The sequence below is a fragment of the Pseudomonas sp. EMN2 genome (assembly GCF_009650555.1).
Taxonomy (GTDB): domain Bacteria; phylum Pseudomonadota; class Gammaproteobacteria; order Pseudomonadales; family Pseudomonadaceae; genus Aquipseudomonas; species Aquipseudomonas sichuanensis.
Window position 1 is genome coordinate 1 of record NZ_VZZR01000013.1, and the last position, 22,152, is coordinate 22,152.

The 22,152-nt window shown below is 64.7% G+C and carries 16 protein-coding genes; 14 read left to right on the forward strand and 2 right to left on the reverse strand.

Features of this window, described 5'->3' with window-relative positions:
- Positions 1-269 precede the first annotated feature (269 nt).
- From F6X61_RS05600 to F6X61_RS05625, 6 genes are read left to right on the forward strand one after another with little or no spacing between them, the layout of a single operon-like run.
- Positions 270-1,061, forward strand: a complete 792-nt coding sequence (locus F6X61_RS05600) for an enoyl-CoA hydratase/isomerase family protein (protein WP_153785753.1) — start codon at positions 270-272, stop codon at positions 1,059-1,061.
- A gap of 37 nt (positions 1,062-1,098) precedes the next feature.
- On the forward strand, positions 1,099-2,259 hold the full coding sequence (locus tag F6X61_RS05605) for an acyl-CoA dehydrogenase family protein (RefSeq protein ID WP_110992870.1): 1,161 nt from the start codon (positions 1,099-1,101) through the stop codon (positions 2,257-2,259).
- Positions 2,260-2,272: 13 nt separating this feature from the next.
- Positions 2,273-4,372, forward strand: coding sequence for an acetate--CoA ligase family protein (locus tag F6X61_RS05610; protein ID WP_153785754.1), 2,100 nt, complete (start codon positions 2,273-2,275; stop codon positions 4,370-4,372).
- Positions 4,373-4,382: 10 nt separating this feature from the next.
- The gene (locus F6X61_RS05615) at positions 4,383-5,990 is read left to right on the forward strand and encodes a 5-guanidino-2-oxopentanoate decarboxylase (protein ID WP_153785755.1); all 1,608 of its coding nucleotides are present in this window, start codon (positions 4,383-4,385) and stop codon (positions 5,988-5,990) included.
- A 28-nt stretch (positions 5,991-6,018) separates the two neighbouring features.
- Positions 6,019-7,209, forward strand: a complete 1,191-nt coding sequence (locus F6X61_RS05620; RefSeq protein WP_153785756.1) for a pyridoxal phosphate-dependent aminotransferase — start codon at positions 6,019-6,021, stop codon at positions 7,207-7,209.
- Positions 7,202-8,617, forward strand: coding sequence for an aldehyde dehydrogenase family protein (locus F6X61_RS05625; RefSeq protein WP_153785757.1), 1,416 nt, complete (start codon positions 7,202-7,204; stop codon positions 8,615-8,617). The genes F6X61_RS05620 and F6X61_RS05625 overlap by 8 nt, the downstream gene beginning before the upstream one ends.
- 124 nt (positions 8,618-8,741) lie before the next feature.
- On the opposite strand, the gene F6X61_RS05630 is transcribed toward F6X61_RS05625, so the two are convergent.
- Complete coding sequence (locus F6X61_RS05630) at positions 8,742-9,176, reverse strand: Rrf2 family transcriptional regulator (protein WP_110992875.1); 435 nt, start codon at positions 9,174-9,176, stop codon at positions 8,742-8,744.
- Positions 9,177-9,363: 187 nt separating this feature from the next.
- On the opposite strand from F6X61_RS05630, the gene F6X61_RS05635 reads away from it, so the two are divergent.
- The 8 genes from F6X61_RS05635 (at position 9,364) to F6X61_RS05670 (ending at position 19,090) form a co-directional block, all read left to right on the forward strand.
- Positions 9,364-10,965: an ABC transporter substrate-binding protein gene (locus tag F6X61_RS05635; RefSeq protein WP_153785758.1), complete on the forward strand. Its 1,602-nt coding sequence runs from the start codon at positions 9,364-9,366 to the stop codon at positions 10,963-10,965.
- 28 nt (positions 10,966-10,993) lie between these two features.
- Positions 10,994-11,953, forward strand: a complete 960-nt coding sequence (locus F6X61_RS05640; RefSeq protein ID WP_153785765.1) for an ABC transporter permease — start codon at positions 10,994-10,996, stop codon at positions 11,951-11,953.
- Positions 11,954-11,956: 3 nt separating this feature from the next.
- Positions 11,957-12,784, forward strand: a complete 828-nt coding sequence (locus tag F6X61_RS05645; protein WP_153785759.1) for an ABC transporter permease — start codon at positions 11,957-11,959, stop codon at positions 12,782-12,784.
- A 2-nt stretch (positions 12,785-12,786) separates the two neighbouring features.
- Positions 12,787-14,421, forward strand: a complete 1,635-nt coding sequence (locus F6X61_RS05650; protein ID WP_153785760.1) for an ABC transporter ATP-binding protein — start codon at positions 12,787-12,789, stop codon at positions 14,419-14,421.
- A 9-nt stretch (positions 14,422-14,430) separates the two neighbouring features.
- Complete coding sequence (locus F6X61_RS05655; protein WP_153785761.1) at positions 14,431-15,138, forward strand: NAD(P)H-dependent oxidoreductase; 708 nt, start codon at positions 14,431-14,433, stop codon at positions 15,136-15,138.
- 524 nt (positions 15,139-15,662) lie between these two features.
- Positions 15,663-16,766: a polyamine ABC transporter substrate-binding protein gene (locus F6X61_RS05660; protein ID WP_153785762.1), complete on the forward strand. Its 1,104-nt coding sequence runs from the start codon at positions 15,663-15,665 to the stop codon at positions 16,764-16,766.
- Between the two features lie 36 nt (positions 16,767-16,802).
- A complete protein-coding gene (locus F6X61_RS05665) occupies positions 16,803-18,221 on the forward strand; it encodes an aminotransferase (RefSeq protein WP_153785763.1) in 1,419 nt (472 codons plus the stop codon).
- A gap of 53 nt (positions 18,222-18,274) precedes the next feature.
- On the forward strand, positions 18,275-19,090 hold the full coding sequence (locus F6X61_RS05670) for a helix-turn-helix transcriptional regulator (RefSeq protein ID WP_178125777.1): 816 nt from the start codon (positions 18,275-18,277) through the stop codon (positions 19,088-19,090).
- A gap of 1,171 nt (positions 19,091-20,261) precedes the next feature.
- Here the strand turns inward: F6X61_RS05670 and F6X61_RS05675 are convergent.
- A partial coding sequence (locus F6X61_RS05675; protein WP_178125778.1) for an RHS repeat-associated core domain-containing protein occupies positions 20,262-22,152 on the reverse strand: 1,891 nt, incomplete at its 5' end.

A 22,152-nucleotide genomic window follows, 5' to 3' on the forward strand; every position in this document is an offset into this window, starting at 1 on the left:
TGGCCCGAAACAGATGTGGGAGCTGCGGTTCGCCGCCGCGACTTGCCAGCGATGCGCCGCGCGGGCGGCGCTCGATCTCATAGGCGCTGAAACCCTGTCGCCATGCACCTTGTAGCCCAAACGCGATCCTGCTTTTCCCCCTGATTTCCCCCCACTTGTTCGAAGTTGTAACACCGCGATATCCCCCAATTGCCTCCTTGTTGAACACTCGTTTAGCATGACCCTCAAGTCACCCCCCTCAGCACAATCACAACAATCCGAGGCCCGTCATGACTGCTCCGTCGTCCCTACTCATCCAGGTTGAAGCCGGCGTCGCCTGGATCACCCTGAACCGCCCTGACCAGCGCAACGCCCTGGACATCCCGACCCTCAAACACCTGCACGCCACCCTGGAAACCTGCAACAGCGACCCGGCCGTGCGCGTGGTGGTGCTGACCGGCACGGGCCGCAGCTTCTGTGCCGGTGCCGACCTGGCCGAATGGGCCGAGGCCGAAGCCCGCGGCGCCCTGGAAACCTACGGCTGGACCGAAACCGCCCACGCCCTGATGCAGTGCCTGCACAGCCTCGACAAACCCACCATCGCCGCCATCAACGGCACCGCCGTCGGCGCCGGCATGGACCTGTCGCTGTGCTGCGACCTGCGCCTGGCCGCGCAATCCGCCCGCTTCAAGGCCGGCTACACCAGCATGGCCTACTCGCCGGACGCCGGCGCCAGCTGGCACCTGCCACGGCTGATCGGCAGCGAACAGGCCAAGCGCCTGCTGTTCCTCGACGAACTGTGGGGCGCCGAGCGTGCCCTGGCCGCCGGCCTGGTGGGTGAAGTGGTCGCCGACGAGCAACTGGCCACGGCCACCGCCGAACTGGCAGCGCGCCTGGCCCAGGGCCCGACCTTCGCCCATGCCCAGACCAAGCGCCTGATCCGTGACGGCGCCCAGCGCAGCCTGGCCGAACAGCTCGGCGCGGAACTGGCCGCCGGCCTGCTTTGCGGGCGCAGCGAAGACGGCGCCGAGGCCTTGCGCGCCGCCAGCGAAAAACGCGCGCCACGCTTTATCGGCAAATAAGCACTCCCTCTTTCCCCCGGTTACCCAGGAACAGGCCATGAATTTCCAACTGACCCAAGAACAAGAAATGTTGGTGGATGCCGTACGCAGCTTCGTTGCCAAGGAGCTGCTGCCCCATGAAGAAGCCGTGGACCGCGCCGATGAAGTCTCTCCCGAACTCGCCGCGCAGATCCGCGGCAAGGCCATCGCCGCCGGTTTCTACGCCTTCAACATGCCCGAGGAAGTGGGCGGCGGCGGCCTCGACTACCTGTCCCAGGCGCTGATCGAGCGCGAGCTGTCGAAAGTCTCCTGGGCGCTGCATGTGTTCGTTGCGCGGCCCTCGAAGATCCTCATGGCCTGCACCGGCCAGCAGATCGACGACTACCTGCTGCCGTGCATCCAGGGCGAGAAGATCGACTGCTTCGCCCTGACCGAGCCGGGCGCGGGCTCCGACGCCAACGCCATCAAGACCCGCGCCCTGCGCGAGGGCGACGACTTCGTGCTCAACGGCAGCAAGCACTTCATCAGCCATGCCGGGCACGCCGACTTCGCCATCGTCTTCGCCGTCACCGACACCTATGAGCACAACGGCCGCAAGCGCAACGCGGTGACCGCCTTCCTGGTCGACCGCGACACCCCGGGCATGACCATCCGCCGCGGCCCGAAATGCGTGAGCAACCGCGGTTACCACACCTACGAGATGTTCTTCGACGACTGCCGCGTGCCGGCCAGCAAGGTGCTCGGTGAAGTCGGCAAGGGCTGGGAAGTGGCCAACGCCTGGCTGACCGCAGGCCGGGTGATGGTCGCCGCCAACTGCGTAGGCCAGGCCCAGCGTGCGCTGGATGCGTCGCTGCAATGGGCGGCCGACCGCAAGCAATTCGGCCAGGCGATCGGCAGTTACCAGGGGGTGTCGTTCAAGCTGGCCGACATGGCCACGCAGATCCGCGCCGCCGAGCTGTTGACCCTGCACACCGCCTGGAAGATGGACCAGGGCAGCATGACCGACGGCGAGGCCGGCATGGCCAAGCTGTTCGCCAGCGAAGTGCTGGGCAAAGTCGCCGACGAGGCCGTGCAGATCTACGGCGGCATGGGCCTGATGGACGAAGGCCCGGTGGAGCGGATCTGGCGCAACGCGCGGATCGAGCGGATCTGGGAAGGCACCTCGGAGATCCAGCGCCACATCATCTCCCGCGAACTGCTGCGCCCGCTGCTGCGCTGACCGGAGCCTCGTCATGTCCAACGCCATTCGTGACAACCTCAAGCGCCTGCTGGCGCCCCGGCACCTGGCTTTCATCGGCGGGCGCAGCATGGCCCGCGCACTCAAGCGCTGCGCCGACGGTGGCTACCAGGGCCAGCTGTGGCTGGTGAACCCGCAGCACGACAGCATCGACGGCGTGCCTTGCGTGCGCAGCGTGGCCGAGCTGCCCAGTGCGCCGGACGCGGTGTTCATCGCCACCAACCGCGAACTGACCCTGGCCTGCGTCGGCGAACTGGCCGCCAAGGGCGCGGGCGGGGCGATCTGCTATGCCTCGGGCTTCGCCGAAAGCGGCGCCGAAGGCCAGGCCCTGCAACAGCAACTGCTGGCCGCCGCCGGCGACATGGCCCTGCTCGGGCCCAACTGCTACGGCCTGCTCGACTACCTGCACAGCGCCGCCCTGTGGCCCGTGGCCCACGGCGGCAAGGCGGTGGACAAGGGCGTGGCGGTGCTGACCCAGAGCGGCAACTTTGCCTACAACCTGTCCATGAGCGACCGTTCGCTGCCGGTGGCCTACATGGCCTCGGTCGGCAACCAGGCCCAGCTGGGCATCGCCGAGCTGATGGATGTGCTGCTCGACGAGCCACGGGTCACGGCCATCGGCCTGCACCTGGAAGGCTTGAAGAACGTGCCGGGCTTTGCCCGCGCCGCGCACAAGGCGCTGCACAAGGGCATCCCGATCATCGCGCTGAAGACCGGCGTGTCGCAGATCGGCGCTGAATTGGCGTTGAGCCATACCAGCTCGCTGTCCGGCTCCGACGCCCTGTACGACAGCCTGTTCGAGCGCCTTGGGGTGATCCGTGTCAGCGGCCCGGTGAGCTTCGTCGAAACCCTCAAGGCCGCCGCCTGCGGCAACTTGCCCAAGGGCGACAGCCTGATTGCCCTGGCCTGCTCGGGGGGAGATGCCGGCCTGATCGCCGACTACAGCGAAAGCAACCAGCTGCGTCTGCCTGCCTTGGACAGCAGTCAGGTCGACGAACTGGCCCAGGTGCTGCCGGCCTACGCTAACCTGGTCAACCCGCTGGACTTCACCACGGCCATCTGGGGCGACGGCCCAGCCAAGCAGCGCATGCTCGACAGTGCCCTGCGCAGCGACGCCGACGCGGCCATGCTGGTGCTGGATTACCCCGCCGAGTTCACTGGCGAACGCAAGGAATGCGACCTGCTGCTGGGGCTGTTCTGCGAGGCGCTGCAGCGCCATGGCAAGACCGGCTTCGTCACCTCTGCCTTCCCCGAACTGCTGCCGGCCAGCGCCCGCGAGCGTTTGCACGCAGCCGGCGTACCGGCGTTGCAAGGGGTGGAGGATGGCCTTGCAGCCTGGGGGCGGGTGGCCCGCTATGCGCAACAGCGCGAGGCGCTGCTGGCCCTGGGTGAATCGGCGCTGGTGCCGCTGTGCCCGCAGGCCCTGGGCAGTGACAGCCATCTGTTTGATGAGTGGCAGTCCAAGCAGGCCCTGCGTGGCTTTGGCCTGCCCGTGCCGAACGGCGTATTGAGCAGCCCGCAGCAGGCACTGGCCGATGCGCGCAAGGTCGGCTTCCCGCTGGTGCTCAAGGCCGTCAGTGCGCAGTTGCCGCACAAGACCGAAGCCGGCGCCGTGGCGCTGCACCTGGGTGATGAAGCGGCCCTGAGCCGGGCGCTGGAACACATGCGCACGCGCATCGCCGCCTACGCCCCCGGCGTCGCCTTCGACCAGGTGCTGCTCGAACCCATGGCCAGCGCACCGCTGGCCGAGTTGATCGTCGGCATCAAGCGCGAGCCGGACTTCGGCCTGGCGCTGGTGATCGGTGCCGGCGGCATCCTCGTCGAGCTGCTCAAGGACAGCAAGAGCCTGCTGTTGCCGACCACCGACGGCGCCATCCGCAACGCCGTGCTCGGCCTGCGCAGCGCCGCCTTGCTGCAGGGCTTTCGCGGTAAACCGGCGGCGGACCTGGACGCGCTGGTCGCCGCCATCCGCGCGGTGGCCGACTACGCCTGCGAGAACGCCAGCCAGCTGCTGGAGCTGGATGTGAACCCATTGATGGTCGGTGCCACCGGCACCACCGCGGTCGATGCCTTGATCCGCCTCGGCCAGGCGTGAGGATTTGAACATGACGAACAACACACTGACCGGTGGCCAGGCGCTGGTGCGCCTGCTGGCCAACTACGGCGTCGATACCGTCTTCGGCATCCCCGGCGTGCACACCCTGGAGCTGTACCGCGGCCTGCCCGGCAGCGGCATCCGCCATGTGCTCACTCGCCACGAGCAGGGCGCCGGCTTCATGGCCGACGGCTATGCGCGGGTCAGCGGCAAGCCGGGGGTGTGCTTCATCATCACCGGCCCCGGCGTGACCAACGCCGCCACCGCCATTGGCCAGGCCTACGCCGACTCGATCCCGATGCTGGTGATCTCCAGCGTCAACCACACGGCCAGCCTGGGCAAAGGCTGGGGTTGCCTGCACGAGACCCAGGACCAGCGCGCCATGACCGCGCCGATCACCGCGTTCTCGGCGGTGGCACTGAAGGCCGAGGACCTGCCGGAGCTGATCGCCCGCGCCTATGCGGTGTTCGACAGCGAACGGCCGCGTCCGGTGCATATCTCGGTGCCGCTGGATGTGTTGGCGGCGCCCGTGGCGCGGGACTGGAGCTTTGATGTGGTGCGCCGCCCCGGGCGCGGCCCGGCGAACCTTGAATGCGTGGAGCTGGCGGCCAGCAAGCTGGCAGCGGCCAAACGCCCGATGATCATTGCCGGGGGGGGCGCGCTGAGTGCCGCGACCGAGCTGCAACTGCTGAGCAAGCGCCTGGCCGCGCCGTTCTTCACCAGCGTGGCCGGCAAGGGCCTGGCGCCCCTGGACTCGCCGCTCAACGCCGGCTCCAGCCTGTGCGTCGAGCCCGGCTGGGAGCTGATCGCCCAGGCCGACGTGGTGCTGGCGGTTGGTACCGAAATGGCCGACACCGACTTCTGGCGCGAGCGCCTGCCATTGAACGGCGAGCTGCTGCGGGTGGATATCGACCCGCGCAAGTTCAACGACTTCTATCCCTGCACAGTGGCGCTGCATGGCGATGCCCGGCAGACCGTGGCTGCGCTGCTCGAACAGCTGCCGGACAGCGTGCGCGATGCCACGGCGGCCAGCGTCTCGGTGGCCACGCTGCGCAGCGCCGTGCAGGCCAGCCACGGTCCGTTGCAGGCGCTGCACCAGGCCATCCTCGACCGCATCGCCGCCGAGTTGCCGGACAACGCCTTCATCAGCACCGACATGACCCAGCTGGCCTACACCGGCAACTACGTGTTCAACAGCCGGGCGCCGCGCAGCTGGCTGCACCCGACCGGCTACGGCACCCTCGGCTACGGCCTGCCGGCGGGCATCGGCGGCATGTTCGCCAGCAACGAGCGCCCAGGCCTGGTGCTGGTGGGCGACGGCGGCTTCCTCTATACCGCCCAGGAACTGGCCACTGCCGTCGAAGAGCTGGACCGCCCGCTGGTGGTGCTGCTGTGGAACAACGACGCGCTGGGGCAGATCCGCGACGACATGCTCAACCTGGACATCGAGCCCATCGGCGTGCTGCCGCGCAACCCGGACTTCGCAGGCCTGGCCCGCGCCTTCGGCTGCACGGTCGCCCAGCCGCAAAGCCTCGATGAACTGCAACGGGACCTGCGCGGCGGCTTCGCCCGCAACGGCGTGACCCTGATCGAGCTCAAGCACGCCTGCGCGCGCTGAGCCCATCCCGCACAACAGGATACTTGCCATGCGTTTTTCTTCCCTGACCCAACGGATCGCCGGTGACGGCGCTGCCGCCTGGGAGATCCACTACCGCGCCCTGGCCATGCTCGAACAGGGCCGCGACGTACTGCTGCTGTCGGTGGGCGACCCGGATTTCGACACGCCGGCGCCTATCGTTCAGGCCGCGATGGACAGCCTGCAGGCCGGCAACACCCATTACGCCGATGTGCGTGGCAAGCGCAGCCTGCGCGAGGCCATCGCCCGGCGGCACCGGCAGCGCAGTGGCCAGGCGGTGACGGCCGACCAGGTGACGGTGCTGGCGGGCGCGCAGTGCGCGCTGTTCTGCGTGGCCCAGTGCGTGCTGGAGCCGGGCGATGAAGTCATCGTCGCCGAGCCGATGTATGTCACCTACGAAGCAGTCTTCGGCGCCTGTGGGGCGAAAGTGATACCAGTGCCCGTACGCCCGGAGCATGGCTTTCGTGTGCAGCCCGAGGATGTGGCTGCGCGAATCACCCCGCGTACCCGCGCCCTGGCGCTGAACAGCCCGCACAACCCCTCCGGCGCCAGCCTGCCGCGCAGCACTTGGGAAGCGCTGGCCGAACTGTGCATCGGCCATGATCTGTGGCTGATCAGCGACGAGGTCTACAGCGAGCTGTTGTTCAACGGCGAGCACATCAGCCCCGCCAGTCTGCCGGGTATGGCCGAGCGCACGGCGACGCTCAACAGCCTGTCCAAGTCCCATGCCATGACCGGCTGGCGGGTGGGCTGGGTGGTGGGTTCGCCGGCCCTGGCCGGGCACCTGGAGAACCTGGCGCTGTGCATGCTGTACGGCTCGCCGGACTTCATCCAGGACGCCGCGGTGGCTGCGCTGGAGCAGGAGCTGCCGGAACTGGACGCGATGCGTGACGCCTACCGCCAGCGCCGCGACCTAGTGTGCGCGAGCCTGGCGGATTGCCCGGGTGTGCGCGCGCTCAAGCCCGATGGCGGGATGTTCGTGATGGTCGATATCCGCGAGACCGGGCTGAGTGCACAGGATTTTTCCAACCGCCTGCTCGATCTGCATGGGGTTTCGGTGTTGGCCGGTGAGGCCTTCGGGCCGAGCGCGGCCGGGCATATCCGCCTGGGCCTGGTGCTAGGGGCAGAGCCTTTGCGCGAAGCCTGCCGGCGTATCGTGCTGTGTGCCGGCGAGCTGATGGAGGCGCAACGCAATGCGTGAGTACAGCCGCTTGTTCATCGATGGCCGCTGGCAGCAGCCGGTGGGGCAGGGCATGGCCGAGGTGATCGACCCGGCCAGCGAAACGGTCGCCGGCAAGGTGCCGCTGGGCAATGAAGAGGATGTGGAGCGGGCGGTGCAGGCGGCACGCCGGGCGTTTGCCGACTGGTCACGAACACCTTCCAGCGTGCGCGCCGGGTACATTCGTGCCTTGGTCGATCAGCTCAAGGCCCGCGCCGACGAGATGGCCGCGGTGATCACCTCCGAGCTGGGCATGCCGGTGCAGTGGTGCCGGCCGGTGCAGGTGGACGGGCCGATCGCTGGGCTTGAGCAGTACATAGAGCTGGCCGGGTTGATGGACCAGGTGCGCGAGGTCGGCAACTCGCTGGTGTACCGCGAGGCGGTGGGCGTGTGCGCGTTCATCAACCCGTGGAACTACCCGCTGCATCAGCTGATCGGCAAGCTGGCGCCGGCCTTGGCGGCCGGTTGTACCGTGGTGGTCAAGCCCAGCCAGGAAACGCCGCTGCATGCCTTTGTGCTGGCCGAGATGATCGAGGCTATCGGCTTACCGGCCGGGGTGTTCAACCTGGTCAGCGGGCCGGGGTCGAAAGTGGGCGAGGCCTTGGCGCGGCACCCGCAGGTGGACATGGTCTCGTTCACCGGATCCACCGGCGCGGGCGTGCGTGTCTCCCAGGCGGCGGCGCCGTCGGTGAAGCGAGTGTGCCTGGAGCTGGGCGGCAAGTCGCCGCTGCTGATCGGCGCCGATGCCGACCTGGACGCGGCAGTGCGTTATGGCGTGCAGGACGTGATGATCAATTCGGGGCAGACCTGCACCGCGCTGACCCGAATGCTGTTGCCGGCGTCGCGCTATGCCGAGGCGTTGGAGATCGCCGTGGACGAGGTGCGTGGGCTGGTGATGGGTGACCCGCAGGATCCGCGCAGCTTCCTTGGACCGATGTGTTCGGCAGGGCAGCGGCGTACGGTGCAGGAATACATCCGTGTCGGCCAGGAGGAGGGCGCAAGGCTGCTGTGCGGCGGTGAAACGGCGCCGGGCTTCGAGCGCGGGTTCTACGTGCCGCCGACGCTGTTTGCCGATGTAAACAACCGTATGCGCATCGCCCAGGAGGAGATTTTCGGGCCGGTGCTGTGCCTGATCCCCTATGCCGACGAGGCCGAGGCGATTGCGCTGGCCAATGATTCGCCGTTCGGGTTGTCCAGCGCGGTATGGGCCGGCAGCCGGGACAAGGCGCTGCAACTGGCGCGACAGCTGCGCGCGGGGCAGTGCTTCGTCAATGGTGGGGCATTCAATTACCAGGCGCCGTTTGGGGGGTACAAGCAGTCGGGCAATGGGCGTGAATGGGGGGAGGAGGGGTTGGGTGAGTTTGTCGAAGTGAAGGCAATCCAGCTCTGAGGGCCCCTTCGCGGGTCAAGCCCGCTCCCACGAGGTGGACCGCTCCCAAAGGTTGGATTGGTGTGGCTAATCCACAGCGTGGGAGCGGGCTTGCCCCGCGATCTGGCGCAGAGCGCCAGCGCTATCAACCAACCTGCTCCTGCGGCGTATCAAACGCCACGAACAACTGATCCGCCGTGATCGTCCCCAAGTCCAACCGCATGTTTTGCTCCAACATCGCAAACAACCGGGTGAACACCTCGAACACCTTGCAGTGATCCTCCATCCCGGCAAACGGGTTGTCGATCTTCTCGGCGATCAGCGAGCTTTCCTGCACCGCGTCATACACCTCACGCAGGGTGATCTGCTGCGGCGGGCGGGCCAGGGTCACGCCGCCCTGGGCGCCGCGGTACGAGGTGAGGATATCGGCCTTGACCATCTGCGACACCAGCCCGCGCACTCGGGTGGGGTGCACTTTCACCCACTTGGCGATGGTCTCGGTGCGCAGCTTCTGCGGGGCATTGGCCGCCACGAACGAGAGAATGTACGAAGCCGTGATCAGGCGGGTCGACTGGCTCATGGAGGAAGTGGCTCCCTGCGAAAACGCTCATGTTACACGATGAAAAGTGCCCTGCTCGGGCCCTTGGAAAACAGCTTGTCGTGCCGCTAATGTATTTGTTACGGTAACAATTACAAATAATACACAGCTTCTACGCACTCCGCTTTGACCGAACAACAATTCCTTGCGGTTCAACAGGGGCACATGCATGAGCGATAACAACAAGAACAGACCTCAGACCATTCTCGACGGCGGCTTGCCGCGCCGGGACTTCCTGAAATACAGCGCCGCCGCCGCGGCCATCGCCGGGGCGTTTTCCCTCGGTCTGCCACTGAGCGGGCATGCTGCCGATGCCACGCCAAAACCCGGTGGCACCCTGCGCCTGGGCCTGGCGGGGGGCAGCACCACCGACTCCAAGGACCCAGGCTCATGGGTCGACACCTTCACCTTCATCGGCTTCTCGGCGGTGTACAACACCCTCACCGAAATCGCCGTGGACGGCACCGCCATCCCTGAGCTGGCCGAGCGCTGGGTATCGAGCCCGGACGCGAAAACCTGGACCTTCACCCTGCGTCAGGGCGTGACCTTCCACAACGGCAAGACCCTCAGCGCCGACGATGTGGTCGCCTCGATCCAGCACCACCTGGGCGAAAAATCCACCTCCGCCGCCAAGACCGTACTGGGCGATGTCGCCCAGGTTCACGCCAGCGCCCCCGACACCGTGGTGTTCGAGCTGCATTCGGGCAACGCCGACTTCGCCTACGTGGTCGCCGACTACCACCTGGTGATCATGCCCGCCAAGGACGGCCTGGCCGACTGGCAGGCCGGCATCGGCACCGGCGGCTACCGCATCAAGGGCTTCGAGCCTGGCGTACGCATGGACCTGGAGCGCAGCCCCGACTACTGGAAACCCGGCAGGGCGCACTTCGCCAGCGCCGAACTGCTGGCCATCGCCGATGGCGCCGCGCGGGTCAACGCGCTGGTTACCGGCAAGGTCGATGTGATCAACAAAGTCGACCTCAAGACCGTGGCCTTGCTCAAGCGCAACCCGAAGCTGGTGATCGAGGAAACCAAGGGCGCCCAGCACTACACCTTCCCGATGCTCACCGACAGCGCACAGTTCAAGGACAACAACGTGCGCTTGGCCCTCAAGCACGCGGTCGACCGCGAGGCGCTGCTGGCCTCGGTGCTGTATGGCTACGGCCAGGTCGGCAACGACCACCCGCTGCAGCCGGCCAACCGCTTCATCAACCCGGCCCTGGAACAGCGTGCCTACGACCCGGACAAGGCGCGCTTCTATCTGCGTCAGGCCGGCATGGACAGCCTCAAGGTGCGCCTGCAGGCCTCCGATGCTGCCTACAGCGGCGCGGTGGATGCCTCGGTGCTGTTCAAGGAGCAGGCGCGCCAGGCCGGGATCGACATCGACGTGGTGCGCGAACCGGCCGATGGGTTCTTCTCCAATGTCTGGATGAAACAACCTTTCACCACCTCGTTCTGGTACTCCAGCCTGACCGCCGACCGTATGTTCAGCATTGGTTACGCCAAGGGCGCGGCGTGGAACGAGACCCACTGGGACAACCCGCGCTTCAACCAGCTGCTCAACGCCGCACGCGGCGAGATGAACGAGACGCTGCGCCGCGAGATGTACAACGAGATGCAGGCGCTGTGCCGCGACGATGGCGGGGCAATCGTGCCGCTGTTCGCCAGTTCCGTGGCCGCACGCTCGAGCCGGGTGGTACATGGCGGGCAGACCGCGCCCTACGGCGAACTCGATGGCCTGCGGGTGATCGAGCGCTGGTGGCAGGCCTGAACTTCCCGTGCGTTGAAGGAGTGCAATGGTGAATACCCTTGGCAAGTTACTGATGCAGCGCCTGGCCCTGGGCCTGCTGTCGCTGTTTGCGGTGTCGGTGGTGATCTTCCTGGCCGTCGGCATGCTCCCGGGCGATATCGCCCAGGCCATGCTCGGCCAGTCGGCCACCCCGGAAACCGTGGCGGCGTTCCGCGCCCAACTGGGGCTGGACCTGTCGCCCGTGCAGCGCTTCGTGCAGTGGGCCTGGCGCCTGCTGCACGGCGACCTGGGCGTGTCCCTGGCCAACCAGCGGCCCATCGTCGAGCTGGTCGGTGCGCGGCTGGGCAACACCTTCAGCCTGGCCCTGCTGGCGGCGCTGTTCTCGGTGCCCACCGCGTTGCTGCTGGGCATGCTCGCGGCGCTGTACCGCAACAGTTGGTTCGACAGGCTGCTGAACACCGGTGCGCTGAGCGCGGTGTCGTTCCCCGAGTTCTTCGTCGCCTACATCCTGATTCTGGTGTTCGCGGTCAAGCTCGAATGGCTGCCGGGCATCTCCAGCCTGGCGCCGGGGGCGTCGCTGGCTGAGGTGTTGCAGGTGTCGCTGCTGCCGGTGGCGACCCTGAGCCTGGTGGTGATCGCGCAGATGATGCGCATGACCCGCGCCTCGCTGATCAACCTGCTGGCCAGCCCCTATATCGAGATGGCCCGGCTCAAGGGCGTGTCGCCTGCGCGGATCATCTTCAGGCACGCCTTGCCCAACGCCCTGGCGCCGATCGTCAACGTGGTGGCGCTGAACCTGGCGTACCTGGTGGTGGGCGTGGTGGTGGTGGAGGTGGTGTTCGTCTACCCAGGCCTGGGCCAGTTGCTGGTGGACTCGGTGGCCAAGCGCGACATCCCGGTGGTGCAGGCCTGCAGCCTGATCTTCGCCGGCACCTACATCCTGCTCAATACCGGCGCCGACGTGCTGTCGATCGCCAGCAACCCACGCCTGATGCACCCGAAGGGGTAGACCATGAGCCTGATCGCACCTTTGCTGCGCGCACCCCTGAGTGCCAAGTTCGGCCTGCTGGTGATCGTCGCCTACCTGCTGGTGGCGGTGTTCGCGCCACTGCTGGCGCCCTACGGCGAAACCCAGGTGGTGGGCGAGGGCTTCGCGCCCTGGGGCCCGGAGTTCCTGCTGGGCACCGACAACCTCGGCCGCGACATGTTCAGCCGCCTGCTGTACGGCGCCCGCAATACCTTGGGCATCGCCTTTCTGACCACCACCCTGGCGTTTTTGCTGGGCGGCCTGTGCGGGCTGGTCGCGGCGATCAAGGGCGGCTGGATCGACCAGGGCCTGTCACGGGTGGTGGACATCCTGATGGCCATCCCGCAACTGATCTTCGCCTTGCTGATTCTCAGCGTGGTCGGCACCACGGCCACCTCGCTGGTACTGGTGATCGCGCTGCTGGACGCCACCCGGGTGTTCCGCCTGGCGCGGGCGGTGGCCATGAACGTGGTAGTGCAGGACTTCGTCGAGGCCGCGCGGCTGCGCGGGGAGGGGCTGTGGTGGCTGGTCAGCCGTGAAGTGCTGCCCAACGCCGCGGCGCCCTTGATTGCCGAGTTCGGCCTGCGCTTCTGCTTCGTCTTCCTGTTCATCAGCGCCTTGTCGTTCCTCGGCCTGGGCATCCAGCCGCCCACCGCCGATTGGGGCAGCATGGTGCGCGACAACGCGGTGCTGATCACCTTCGGTGACGTCAGCCCGCTGCTGCCGGCCTTGGCCGTGGCGTTGATCACGGTGAGCGTGAACTTCGTCGTCGACTGGGTGCTGCACCTGTCCAGTGGCCTGAAGGAGTGCTGAACATGAGCCAAGACACCTTGTTGACGATCCGCGACCTGCGTATCGAAGGGCACTACGAAAACGCCTGGCACCCGCTGATCAAAGGCATCGACCTGACCCTGAAGCGCGGCGAGGTACTGGGCCTTATCGGCGAGTCCGGGGCCGGCAAGTCCACCCTGGGCCTGGCTGCCATGGGCTATGTGCGCGACGGTTGCCGGATCACCGGCGGCAGCGTGTGCTTCGATGGTATCGAGTTGCTCCAGGCCAGCGCCGACACCCTGCGCAAGCTGCGCGGCCTGCGCATCGCCTACGTGGCGCAGAGCGCGGCGGCCTCGTTCAACCCGGCGCACCGGCTGATCGACCAGCATGTGGAAACCGCGGTGATCAACGGCGGCATCGACCGCGCCCAGGCCGAGGCCGAGGCGGTCGAGCTGTACCGCATCCTGCGCCTGCCCGACCCCGAGCACATTGGCCAGCGCTACCCGCACCAGTTGTCCGGCGGCCAGTTGCAGCGGGTGATGACGGCGATGGCCATGGCCTGCCACCCGGACCTGATCATCTTCGATGAGCCGACCACGGCGCTGGACGTCACCACCCAGATCGAGGTGCTGGCGGCGATTCGCGATGCGGTGAAGACCTTCGGCAGTGCCGCGCTGTACATCAGCCACGACCTGGCGGTAGTGGCGCAGATGGCCGACCGTATCATGGTGCTGCGCCATGGCAGCCTGGTGGAAGAAGCGCAGACCCGCACCATGCTCAGTGCGCCGCAGCAGGCCTACACCCAATCGCTGTGGGCGGTGCGCAATTTCCATACGTCCGCCAAGGCATGCCCCAGCCATGAACAACCGCTGCTGGAGGTGTGCCAGGTCGATGCCAGTTACGGTCATCAGCCGGTACTGCACGATGTCTCGCTGAAGCTGTATCGCGGCCAGACGCTGGCGGTGATCGGTGAGTCCGGCAGTGGCAAGAGCACCACGGCACGCTTGATCAGCGGCCTGCTGCAGCCGACCTCGGGCCAGGTGCTGTACGAGGGGCAAGCGCTGCCGGCGGACTATCGCCAGCGCAGCAAGGAGCAGCTGCGGCGCATCCAGATGATCTATCAGATCCCCGACACCGCGCTTAATCCACGCCAGCGCGTCGTCGACATCATTGGCCGGCCGCTGAGCTTCTATCTGGGTTTGAAGGGCAAGGCGCTGCGCGAGCGGGTCGCCGAGCTGCTGCGCATGATCGACCTGGAACCGGCCAAGTACATGGATCGGCTGCCACGCGAACTGTCCGGCGGGCAGAAGCAACGAATCTGCATTGCCCGGGCGCTGGCAGCCGAGCCGCAACTGATCATCTGCGACGAAGTGACCTCGGCCCTCGACCAACTGGTGGCCGAGGGCGTGCTGAAGCTGCTCGACCGCATCCAGCGCGAGCTGGGCGTGGCCTATTTGTTCATTACCCACGATGTCGCCACCGTGCGTGCCATCGCCGACGAGGTGCTGGTGATGCAGCGGGGCAGGGTGGTCGACCATGGCAGCCGCGAAGCGATCTTCCGGCCGCCGTACCGCGACTACACCGGCTTGCTGTTCTCCTGCGAGCCGGAGATGGACCCCGACTGGCTCGACCGTTTGCTGGCGGCCCGCAAAACCGAATCTGCCCTGGAAACCGTTTAAGGAACATCCATGAAAGTACTGATCGTTCACGCTCATCCCGAGCCGCAATCCTTCACTGCCGCGCTGCGTGACCAGGCGGCCGAGACCTTCCGCGCCCAGGGCCACGAGGTGCAGGTGAGTGACCTGTACGCGATGGGCTGGAACCCGGTGGCCAGCGCCGAAGACTTCAGCCACCGGGAAAACCCGGAGTACCTGGTGTATGCGCTGGAGCAACGGCTGGGGGTGAAGAGCGGGTCCATCGCGCCGGATATCCAGCAGGAATTGGACAAGCTGCTGTGGGCCGACCTGCTGGTGCTGAACTTCCCGATCTTCTGGTTCTCGGCGCCGGCGATGCTCAAGGGCTGGATCGACCGGGTGCTGGTGTCGGGGGTGTGCTACGGCGGCAAGCGTTTCTATGACCAGGGCGGGTTGGCGGGCAAGCGGGCGTTGGTGACCGTGACCTTGGGCGGGCGTGAGCACATGTTTGGTGAGGGGGCGATCCACGGGCCGCTGGAGGATATGCTGCGGCCGATTCTGCGCGGTACCTTGGCCTATGTCGGCTTCGAGGTGCTGGAGCCGTTCGTGGCGTGGCATGTGCCGTATATCAGTGATGAAGCGCGCAAGGATTTCCTGAGCAGTTACCAGCAGCGGCTGGAGCAGCTTTCGGATGATCTGCCGATGGTGTTCCCGCGTCTCGAGCAATTTGACGAAGCGCTGTATCCCCTGGCACAGCAATAGCCGCGCGCACCGAGAAATCGCGCCATGCCAACAGGGCAGGCGCTGCCTATCTCACAGGCATGACTGGCCCGAAACAGATGTGGGAGCTGGCTTGCCAGCGATGCGCCGCGCGGGCGGCGCTCGATCTTGAGAGCGCCGCAAGACTGCCGGCATGCACCTGGTGGCCCTCATACGGTCTCAAGACTGGCGCTTGGTCGTCACACCATCGACCTTGGAAAACCAGGATTCGGTGATGACCTCCAAGTGCATGGCGGGATATCGCGTGAGGGCCACCAGGTGTCCGCCGGTGTTCTTGCAGCGCCTATGAGATCGAGCGCCGCCCGCGCGGCGCATCGCTGGCAAGCCAGCTCCCACAGTTTGTTTCGGGCCAGTTATGCCTGTGACATCTCCGCTGTCCGCCTTGTTGGCCCGACACAAAATCGCATCGCCCCCACCCATTCGGGTTATAGCCCCCACCCGCAATCCCTCCGATAGTTACCCCATCCGCTCACCCGAGCCGATCCTGATCACACGATGGAGTTGCTATGCGCAAGGCATTCAAGGTGATTTCCAGTCTGTTGCTGTGCTGCACCGCCACCGCCACCCTGGCGACCGAGGCAGATACCGGCAACACACTCAGGTTGTACAACTGGACCGACTACATCGGCGAAAACACCCTCGCCGATTTCGAGAAACAGACCGGCATCAAGGTGATCTACGACACCTTCGACGGCTACGAAACAGTGCAGACCAAACTGCTTACCGGCCGCTCCGGCTACGACCTGGTGATGCTCAATGCTTCCCTGGTGCCGCCACTGATCAAGGCCAAGGTGTTCCAGCCGCTGGACAAGACCCAACTGCCCAGCTGGGCCAACCTCGACCCGCACGTGGTGCAGAGCATGCAAGCCTACGACCCCGGCATGCTCTATTCGGCGCCTTACACCTGGGGCAGCTCGGGCATCACCTACAACGTCGACAAGATCAAGCAGCGCATGCCCGACGCGCCCATCGGCTCGCTGGCCATGCTGTTCGACCCCAAGATCGTCTCGCGCTTCGCCGACTGCGGCGTGACCCTGATGGATGCCCCCAGCGAAGTCATTCCGCTGGCCCTCAAGTACCTCGGCAAAGACCCGAAAAGCGCCGCCCCAGCGGACCTCAAGGCGGCCCAGGACCTGCTGCTGGGCATCCGCCCGTTCATCAAGAAGTTCGATTCGGTGAACTACCTCACCAGCCTGCCCAACGGCGACGTGTGCATGGCCCTGACCTGGTCCGGCGACTACGCCACCGCCCAGGCCCGCGCGGTGGAGGCGAAGAAGGACATCAACCTGGCGTTCTTCATCCCCAAGGAAGGCTCGCTGATCTGGTTCGACAGCCTCTACCTGCCCAACGACGCGCCCCACGCCGCCAACGCCCACCGCTTCATCGAATACCTGCTGCAACCCAAGACCATGGCCGAGGTGACCAACTACATCCACTACGCCAACAGCAATGCCGCCGCCACGCCGCTGGTGCAGGCCGATATCCGCAATGACCCGGCGATCTACCCCGACGACCAGACCCGCGAACGCCTGTTCACCCAGAAAGCCCAGGACCCGCAGGCCATGCGCGCCATCACCCGGGTCTGGAGCACGGTCAAGACCGGCATCTGACACCTTTCACCGTATCGCTTCGACAAGGAATCGCTCATGGCTACCCCCATTCGCAAGCTGGCCGACGCCTCGAACAACGACCGCCTGGTGCAGGCCGACAAGGCCCACTACATGCACGGCTACCATATGTTCGACGAGCACGCCGAGCAGGGCGCGCTGAACATCCAGGCCGGTGAAGGCGCCTATATCCAGGACACCGAGGGCAACCGCTTCCTCGATGCCGTCGGCGGCATGTGGTGCACCAACATCGGACTGGGCCGTGAGGAAATGGCCTTGGCCATTGCCGACCAGGTGCGCCAGCTGGCCTATTCCAACCCGTTCTCCGACATGGCCAACCCCAAGGCCATCGAACTGTGCGAGAAGCTCGCCAGCCTGGCGCCAGGCGACCTCAACCATGTGTTCCTCACCACCGGCGGCTCCACCGCGGTGGACACCGCCTACCGGCTGATCCAGTACTACCAGAACTGCCGCGGCAAACCGCACAAGAAACACGTGATCGCCCGCTACAACGCCTACCATGGCTCCACCTGCCTGACCATGTCGATCGGCAACAAGGCCGCCGACCGGGTGCCGGAGTTCGACTACGCCCACGAGCTGATCCACCACGTGTCCAACCCCAACTTCTACCGGGCTGCGGACGACATGGACGAGGCCGAGTTCCTCGACTTCCTGGTGGCCGAGTTCGAGGACAAGATTCTCTCGCTGGGCGCCGACAACGTCGCCGCCTTTTTCGCCGAGCCGATCATGGGCTCGGGCGGGGTGATCATCCCGCCCGAGGGCTATTTCCAGCGCATGTGGCAGGTGTGCCAGACCTACGACATCCTCTTCGTCGCCGACGAAGTGGTGACCTCGTTCGGCCGGTTGGGCACCTTCTTCGCCTCCGAGGCCTTGTTCGGCGTCACGCCCGACATCATCACCACCGCCAAGGGCCTGACCTCGGCCTACCTGCCGCTGGGCGCCTGCATCTTCTCCGAGCGCCTGTGGAAAGTGATCGCCGAGCCCGGCAAGGGCCGCTGCTTCACCCATGGCTTCACCTACAGCGGGCACCCGGTGTGCTGCGTGGCGGCGCTGAAGAACATCGAGATCATCGAGCGGGAAAACCTGCTGGCCCATGTGAACGATGTCGGCAGCTACCTGGAGCAGCAGTTGCAGACCCTGGCCGACCTGCCGCTGGTGGGCCAGGTGCGCTGCATGAAGCTGATGGCCTGTGTCGAGTTCGTGAGCAACAAGCAGACCAAGGCGCTGTTCCCCGATGACGTGAACATCGGCGAGCGTATCCATGTGCGGGCCCAGGCCAAGGGCTTGCTGGTGCGGCCGATCATGCACCTGAACGTGATGTCGCCGCCGCTGATCATCACCCACGCCCAGGTGGACCAGATCGTCGACACCCTGCGCAGCTGCATCCTCGATGCCGCGCGGGAGCTGGCCGAGCAGGGGCTGTACCACGGCCAATGACCCACCTGCCGCCACAGGTGCGCGCCCATGCCCCGGCCGGTAGACTGCGGGGCATGAGCCGAGCACACGAAAACACCACAATAAGCCTGCCGTTTCATGCCCTGCAGCAATGGCACGCAGCCCTGCAACAGGCCTTCGCCCACAGCGAGGGCCCGGATGCGCTGGCCTGGCTGGCGGCCGCCATCAGCCAGCTGGTGGGCGCCGAGTCGATGCTGATCAGCCTGGAACGCAAGGCCCAGGCGCCGCAGCTTTTGTACCAGCAGGGTATTCCGGACCGTTACCACGAGGCGGTGCTGGAGCGCTATTTCGCCGCCGGCTACCTGCTCGACCCCTTCTGCCTGGCGGTGCAGAAGGGCCTGGCCCAGGGGTTCTATCACCTTGAGGACATCGCCCCGGACAACTTCTTCGACAGCGACTACTACAAGGCCTACTACCTGGGAACCGGTTGCAGCGAGGACAGCTACTTCATCGTCGACCTGGACAATGGCAGCAAGATTTCCCTCAGCCTATTCCAAGGCTGCAGCGGTGCTCGGCTGGGTATCGAGCAGTTGCACCTGCTGCAGGCGGTCGAGCCGATGGTGCGCGAGCTGCTGCTGCGTTTTGCGCGGCATGGGCTGGCGCAGCAGCCGGAGGGGAAGGGCAGTGTGCAGGCGGCGTTCGACAGCTTTGGTTGTGGGGTGCTGACCGAGCGTGAGCGGGAAGTGGCGCAGATGGTGTTGCAGGGGCATTCGGTGAAGTCCACCGCCCATGAGCTGGGGATCTCGCCGGAGACGGTGCGGATGCACCGTAAGAACCTGTATCTGAAGCTGGAGGTCAATTCGCAATCGGAGTTGTTTGCGCAGTTTATCGAGTGGTTGCGGCGGGGGTGAGTCGCGCTCATTGACGCGGTATCTCGGCGAACACCTCTGCAGCCCCACCTGACTCAAGCCTTGCGCCAAGGCAGGCGCCGGTACTTTCACAGGAATAATTGGCCCGAAATAAACTGTGGGAGCTGCGGTTCGCCGCTGCGACTTGCCTGCGATGCGCCGCGCGGGCGGCGCTCGATTTCCTAGGCGCTGCAATTGTGTCGACGCACGCTTGGCGTCCCACCGGGGCGGGCGTCAGGGCACCCAGTGTTACAGCCATTAATTGCCGGCGTACCATCCAGAAATTCGACAGGGCAAATAGCGTGGCCAGTTGGACGAAGGGCTATTTCAGCACAGGTGAGATGGCCTGTGCTGACTTGGTCGGAGAGTCCCTAGGTTCGCAATAACGCACATGCCGCGCCATTAAATGACTAACTAAAGCCAACCCACATATCTACCACACACCCTTGCGACCTAGCATAAAAAACCAAAAACATCATAAAAATCCCAACAAGCGCCCCACCATACACAGTCAAAAGAACTATTCAGGAAAGCCTTTTGTTCTCAAACCTAAAAACCCGACGATACATCTCAAGGAGACCTGGAAACGTGTTCATGTTTATTCCGTTTTTCTTGCAGTAAACATTCGCGTAAAAAACCGTGAAAAACAATGTAAAAATGAGCCCCAAAAAAACATTTGAATCACACTGTTCAGCCAAAAACACATAACACATCCCTGCTGATTAAACTTTGATCCTGAGGTGCCCAGATGATCAAGGTTGTACTAGGCAATGAAGTCGAAGCCCTGTGGCACTCACCCGGTTTACCACAGGGGTACGCGGCCGAAGTCATCAGTCCAAAGTACCTGTAATACACCGGAATCCTACAGGTTTGACCATCTACCGCTCAGCTTGAAGACACACCCCTCAGAGAGCCCCCAGTAATAAAGCCCAAATGAAAAAAGCAAAACCAACGTATTCCCATACACTCCAATAAGTACTACCCAGAATAGAAATTTATGCTCGCGCGCAAACGCGCGCCGATATACCTCAAACAATCCGTCGATCGTATTGAAATCAATTTTCTCCTTTTTCGCATAAGTAGCCATGTATGCGATGGCCAGAAAAAGCACAATCATGCAAAGTGCAAATATTAACTTCCTTGAGATATCAATTCCATCACACATACAAAAGCCTCAATAAGCCACATTTAAACTAGGATTTAGGGGTGCTTTTATTTCTGGACCAACACCCGGCCCAAAGCCGATATAGATTTCAGGATAAGTTGAAGTCTGGGTAGCCTCGATATTGAGAAGCCCTAACCCCACTGCTCCCCCTAGCGCGACCGGTAACGGCTTTGCATTAGGGTCTGCGATCCTCAAGCCACAGCTTGCAGAAGCACGTGCGGCAATCGTGGACGTCTGGTAACTAGCGGTAGCTCCCATGCCATTACGCGAGTTGACAGCAATGCTTCCGGACAAGCCAATACCTAACGCTCCTGTCAGCCCCGACTTGCATTCAAAAGTAGCCACCGACACAGGTGGTGGAGGCGCCATCGCTTTGGAAATTTCCTCCGGAGACTCGCCATTCTGCATCATCCAGGATCCCAAAGAAGCACGTTGCGCGGCCCCCGGTATATCCATCCCAAAAAGTCCTAGGGGATCCGCTCGCATAGCCGGCGTGTTACTCACATAGCTGTAGACGTTCAGCCCACCCTGCATCCCGATCGGGTCCCTAGAGACGTACCGCGCCATCTTCGGCTCGTAATAGCGATAGCGGTTGTAGTGCAGCGCCGTTTCCGAGTCTTGATACTGCCCCTGAAAGCGAATCGGATTGCTCACCCCCTGCAATCTGGCTCGCTCCGTACGCGCCTCACGCACTTCCCCCCACGCCGTGTACTTCGCACTCCAGACCACGCCCCCCTGCTCATCGGTGAGTTCTTGCGGCGTGCCCAGATGGTCACAGTGGTACCAGGCAATGGCATCGAAGGCCTGCGTTTTGACCTCGGTGTGCCACAGCGGGTCTTGGTCGAAATCGTATTCGCGCAGGCTCCAGTCTGGCTGTTTGTGCAGGAGGATCGGGCCGTTGCGCAGAGCCTGGGCGACCGGTACAAAACTGCCGGGTTCGTAAAGGTAATGTACGGTGCGGCCAGTGTCGCCCTCATCCCGTGGTGGAGAGCTTTCCCAGGCCAGGGTGTCGCCATCCCAGCCGAACAAGGTGAAGCCGCAACCGAGATCACGCTGGCGCTTGGCACGTTGCATCTCGTTCCAGCCGGTGCCCGCCTCCGCCTTGTTCCAATAGTGCGCGACGGAGTGTTTATGCAAGCGGCGGCCAAGCGCGTCGTAGCTGTACTCGACCTTGAGCTTGTCGTCGTTGTAGCTGGCCAAACGGTCGAACAGGTCCCAGGTAAAATGCGCCTGGACACCGTCTGCCAACCGATGGGTCAGGTTGCCGCGCCCGTCGTACTTGAAATGACTTCCGGCATACGATCGCAACTGGTTGTCCATCACCTTGTTGCGCCTGGCGTCTTGCTCAAGCGGGCGGTTGAGTTGCTGGGTTTCATCCAGCAGGTTACCCGCCGGGTCGAACGCAAAGGTTTCAACACCGAGGCGGCTGTTGGCCTGCGGCAAGCGCCCCAGGGGATCGTATTGATACGCCAGCTGGCCACGATGGCTGTCGTGGATATCGGTCAACTGCCCCACCGGGTCGTATTCATACTGACGCTTGAGCAGGGCGGTCTTGCCGTCATGGCTGCCGAGCCATTGCTCTTCGGGGAGCCCCGTCTTGCCCCAGCGCTGTGTGTGCATCAGGTGGTTGCCTTGATGGCGCACCACTTCGCGGTGCAGGTCGTCGCGCTCGTAGGCGAGCATCTCGTGCTGGTCGAGGGTCATCCCCAGCAGATGGCCGCTGCCGTAGGTCAGCCAGCTGACCCGGTGGCCATCCGGGCGAACCGTGGCAATGCGCTGGTTCAGGGCATCGTATTCGTGCTGCCATACCGCAACCATCGGCTCGCCGGTCATCAGGTAGTGCTGATGTTCGCGGGTCAGGTTGCCGGCGTCATCGTAGAACCACTGCAGCTTGCTGACG

What these genes read in the sequence shown, in the direction of transcription:
- F6X61_RS05600 (WP_153785753.1), top strand. Translation starts at nt 270, where the DNA reads ATGACTGCTCCGTCGTCCCTACTCATCCAGGTTGAAGCCGGCGTCGCC.
- F6X61_RS05605 (WP_110992870.1), top strand. Translation starts at nt 1,099, where the DNA reads ATGAATTTCCAACTGACCCAAGAACAAGAAATGTTGGTGGATGCCGTA.
- F6X61_RS05610 (WP_153785754.1), top strand. Translation starts at nt 2,273, where the DNA reads ATGTCCAACGCCATTCGTGACAACCTCAAGCGCCTGCTGGCGCCCCGG.
- F6X61_RS05615 (WP_153785755.1), top strand. Translation starts at nt 4,383, where the DNA reads ATGACGAACAACACACTGACCGGTGGCCAGGCGCTGGTGCGCCTGCTG.
- F6X61_RS05620 (WP_153785756.1), top strand. Translation starts at nt 6,019, where the DNA reads ATGCGTTTTTCTTCCCTGACCCAACGGATCGCCGGTGACGGCGCTGCC.
- F6X61_RS05625 (WP_153785757.1), top strand. Translation starts at nt 7,202, where the DNA reads ATGCGTGAGTACAGCCGCTTGTTCATCGATGGCCGCTGGCAGCAGCCG.
- F6X61_RS05630 (WP_110992875.1), bottom strand. Translation starts at nt 9,176, where the DNA reads ATGAGCCAGTCGACCCGCCTGATCACGGCTTCGTACATTCTCTCGTTC.
- F6X61_RS05635 (WP_153785758.1), top strand. Translation starts at nt 9,364, where the DNA reads ATGAGCGATAACAACAAGAACAGACCTCAGACCATTCTCGACGGCGGC.
- F6X61_RS05645 (WP_153785759.1), top strand. Translation starts at nt 11,957, where the DNA reads ATGAGCCTGATCGCACCTTTGCTGCGCGCACCCCTGAGTGCCAAGTTC.
- F6X61_RS05650 (WP_153785760.1), top strand. Translation starts at nt 12,787, where the DNA reads ATGAGCCAAGACACCTTGTTGACGATCCGCGACCTGCGTATCGAAGGG.
- F6X61_RS05655 (WP_153785761.1), top strand. Translation starts at nt 14,431, where the DNA reads ATGAAAGTACTGATCGTTCACGCTCATCCCGAGCCGCAATCCTTCACT.
- F6X61_RS05660 (WP_153785762.1), top strand. Translation starts at nt 15,663, where the DNA reads ATGCGCAAGGCATTCAAGGTGATTTCCAGTCTGTTGCTGTGCTGCACC.
- F6X61_RS05665 (WP_153785763.1), top strand. Translation starts at nt 16,803, where the DNA reads ATGGCTACCCCCATTCGCAAGCTGGCCGACGCCTCGAACAACGACCGC.
- F6X61_RS05670 (WP_178125777.1), top strand. Translation starts at nt 18,275, where the DNA reads ATGAGCCGAGCACACGAAAACACCACAATAAGCCTGCCGTTTCATGCC.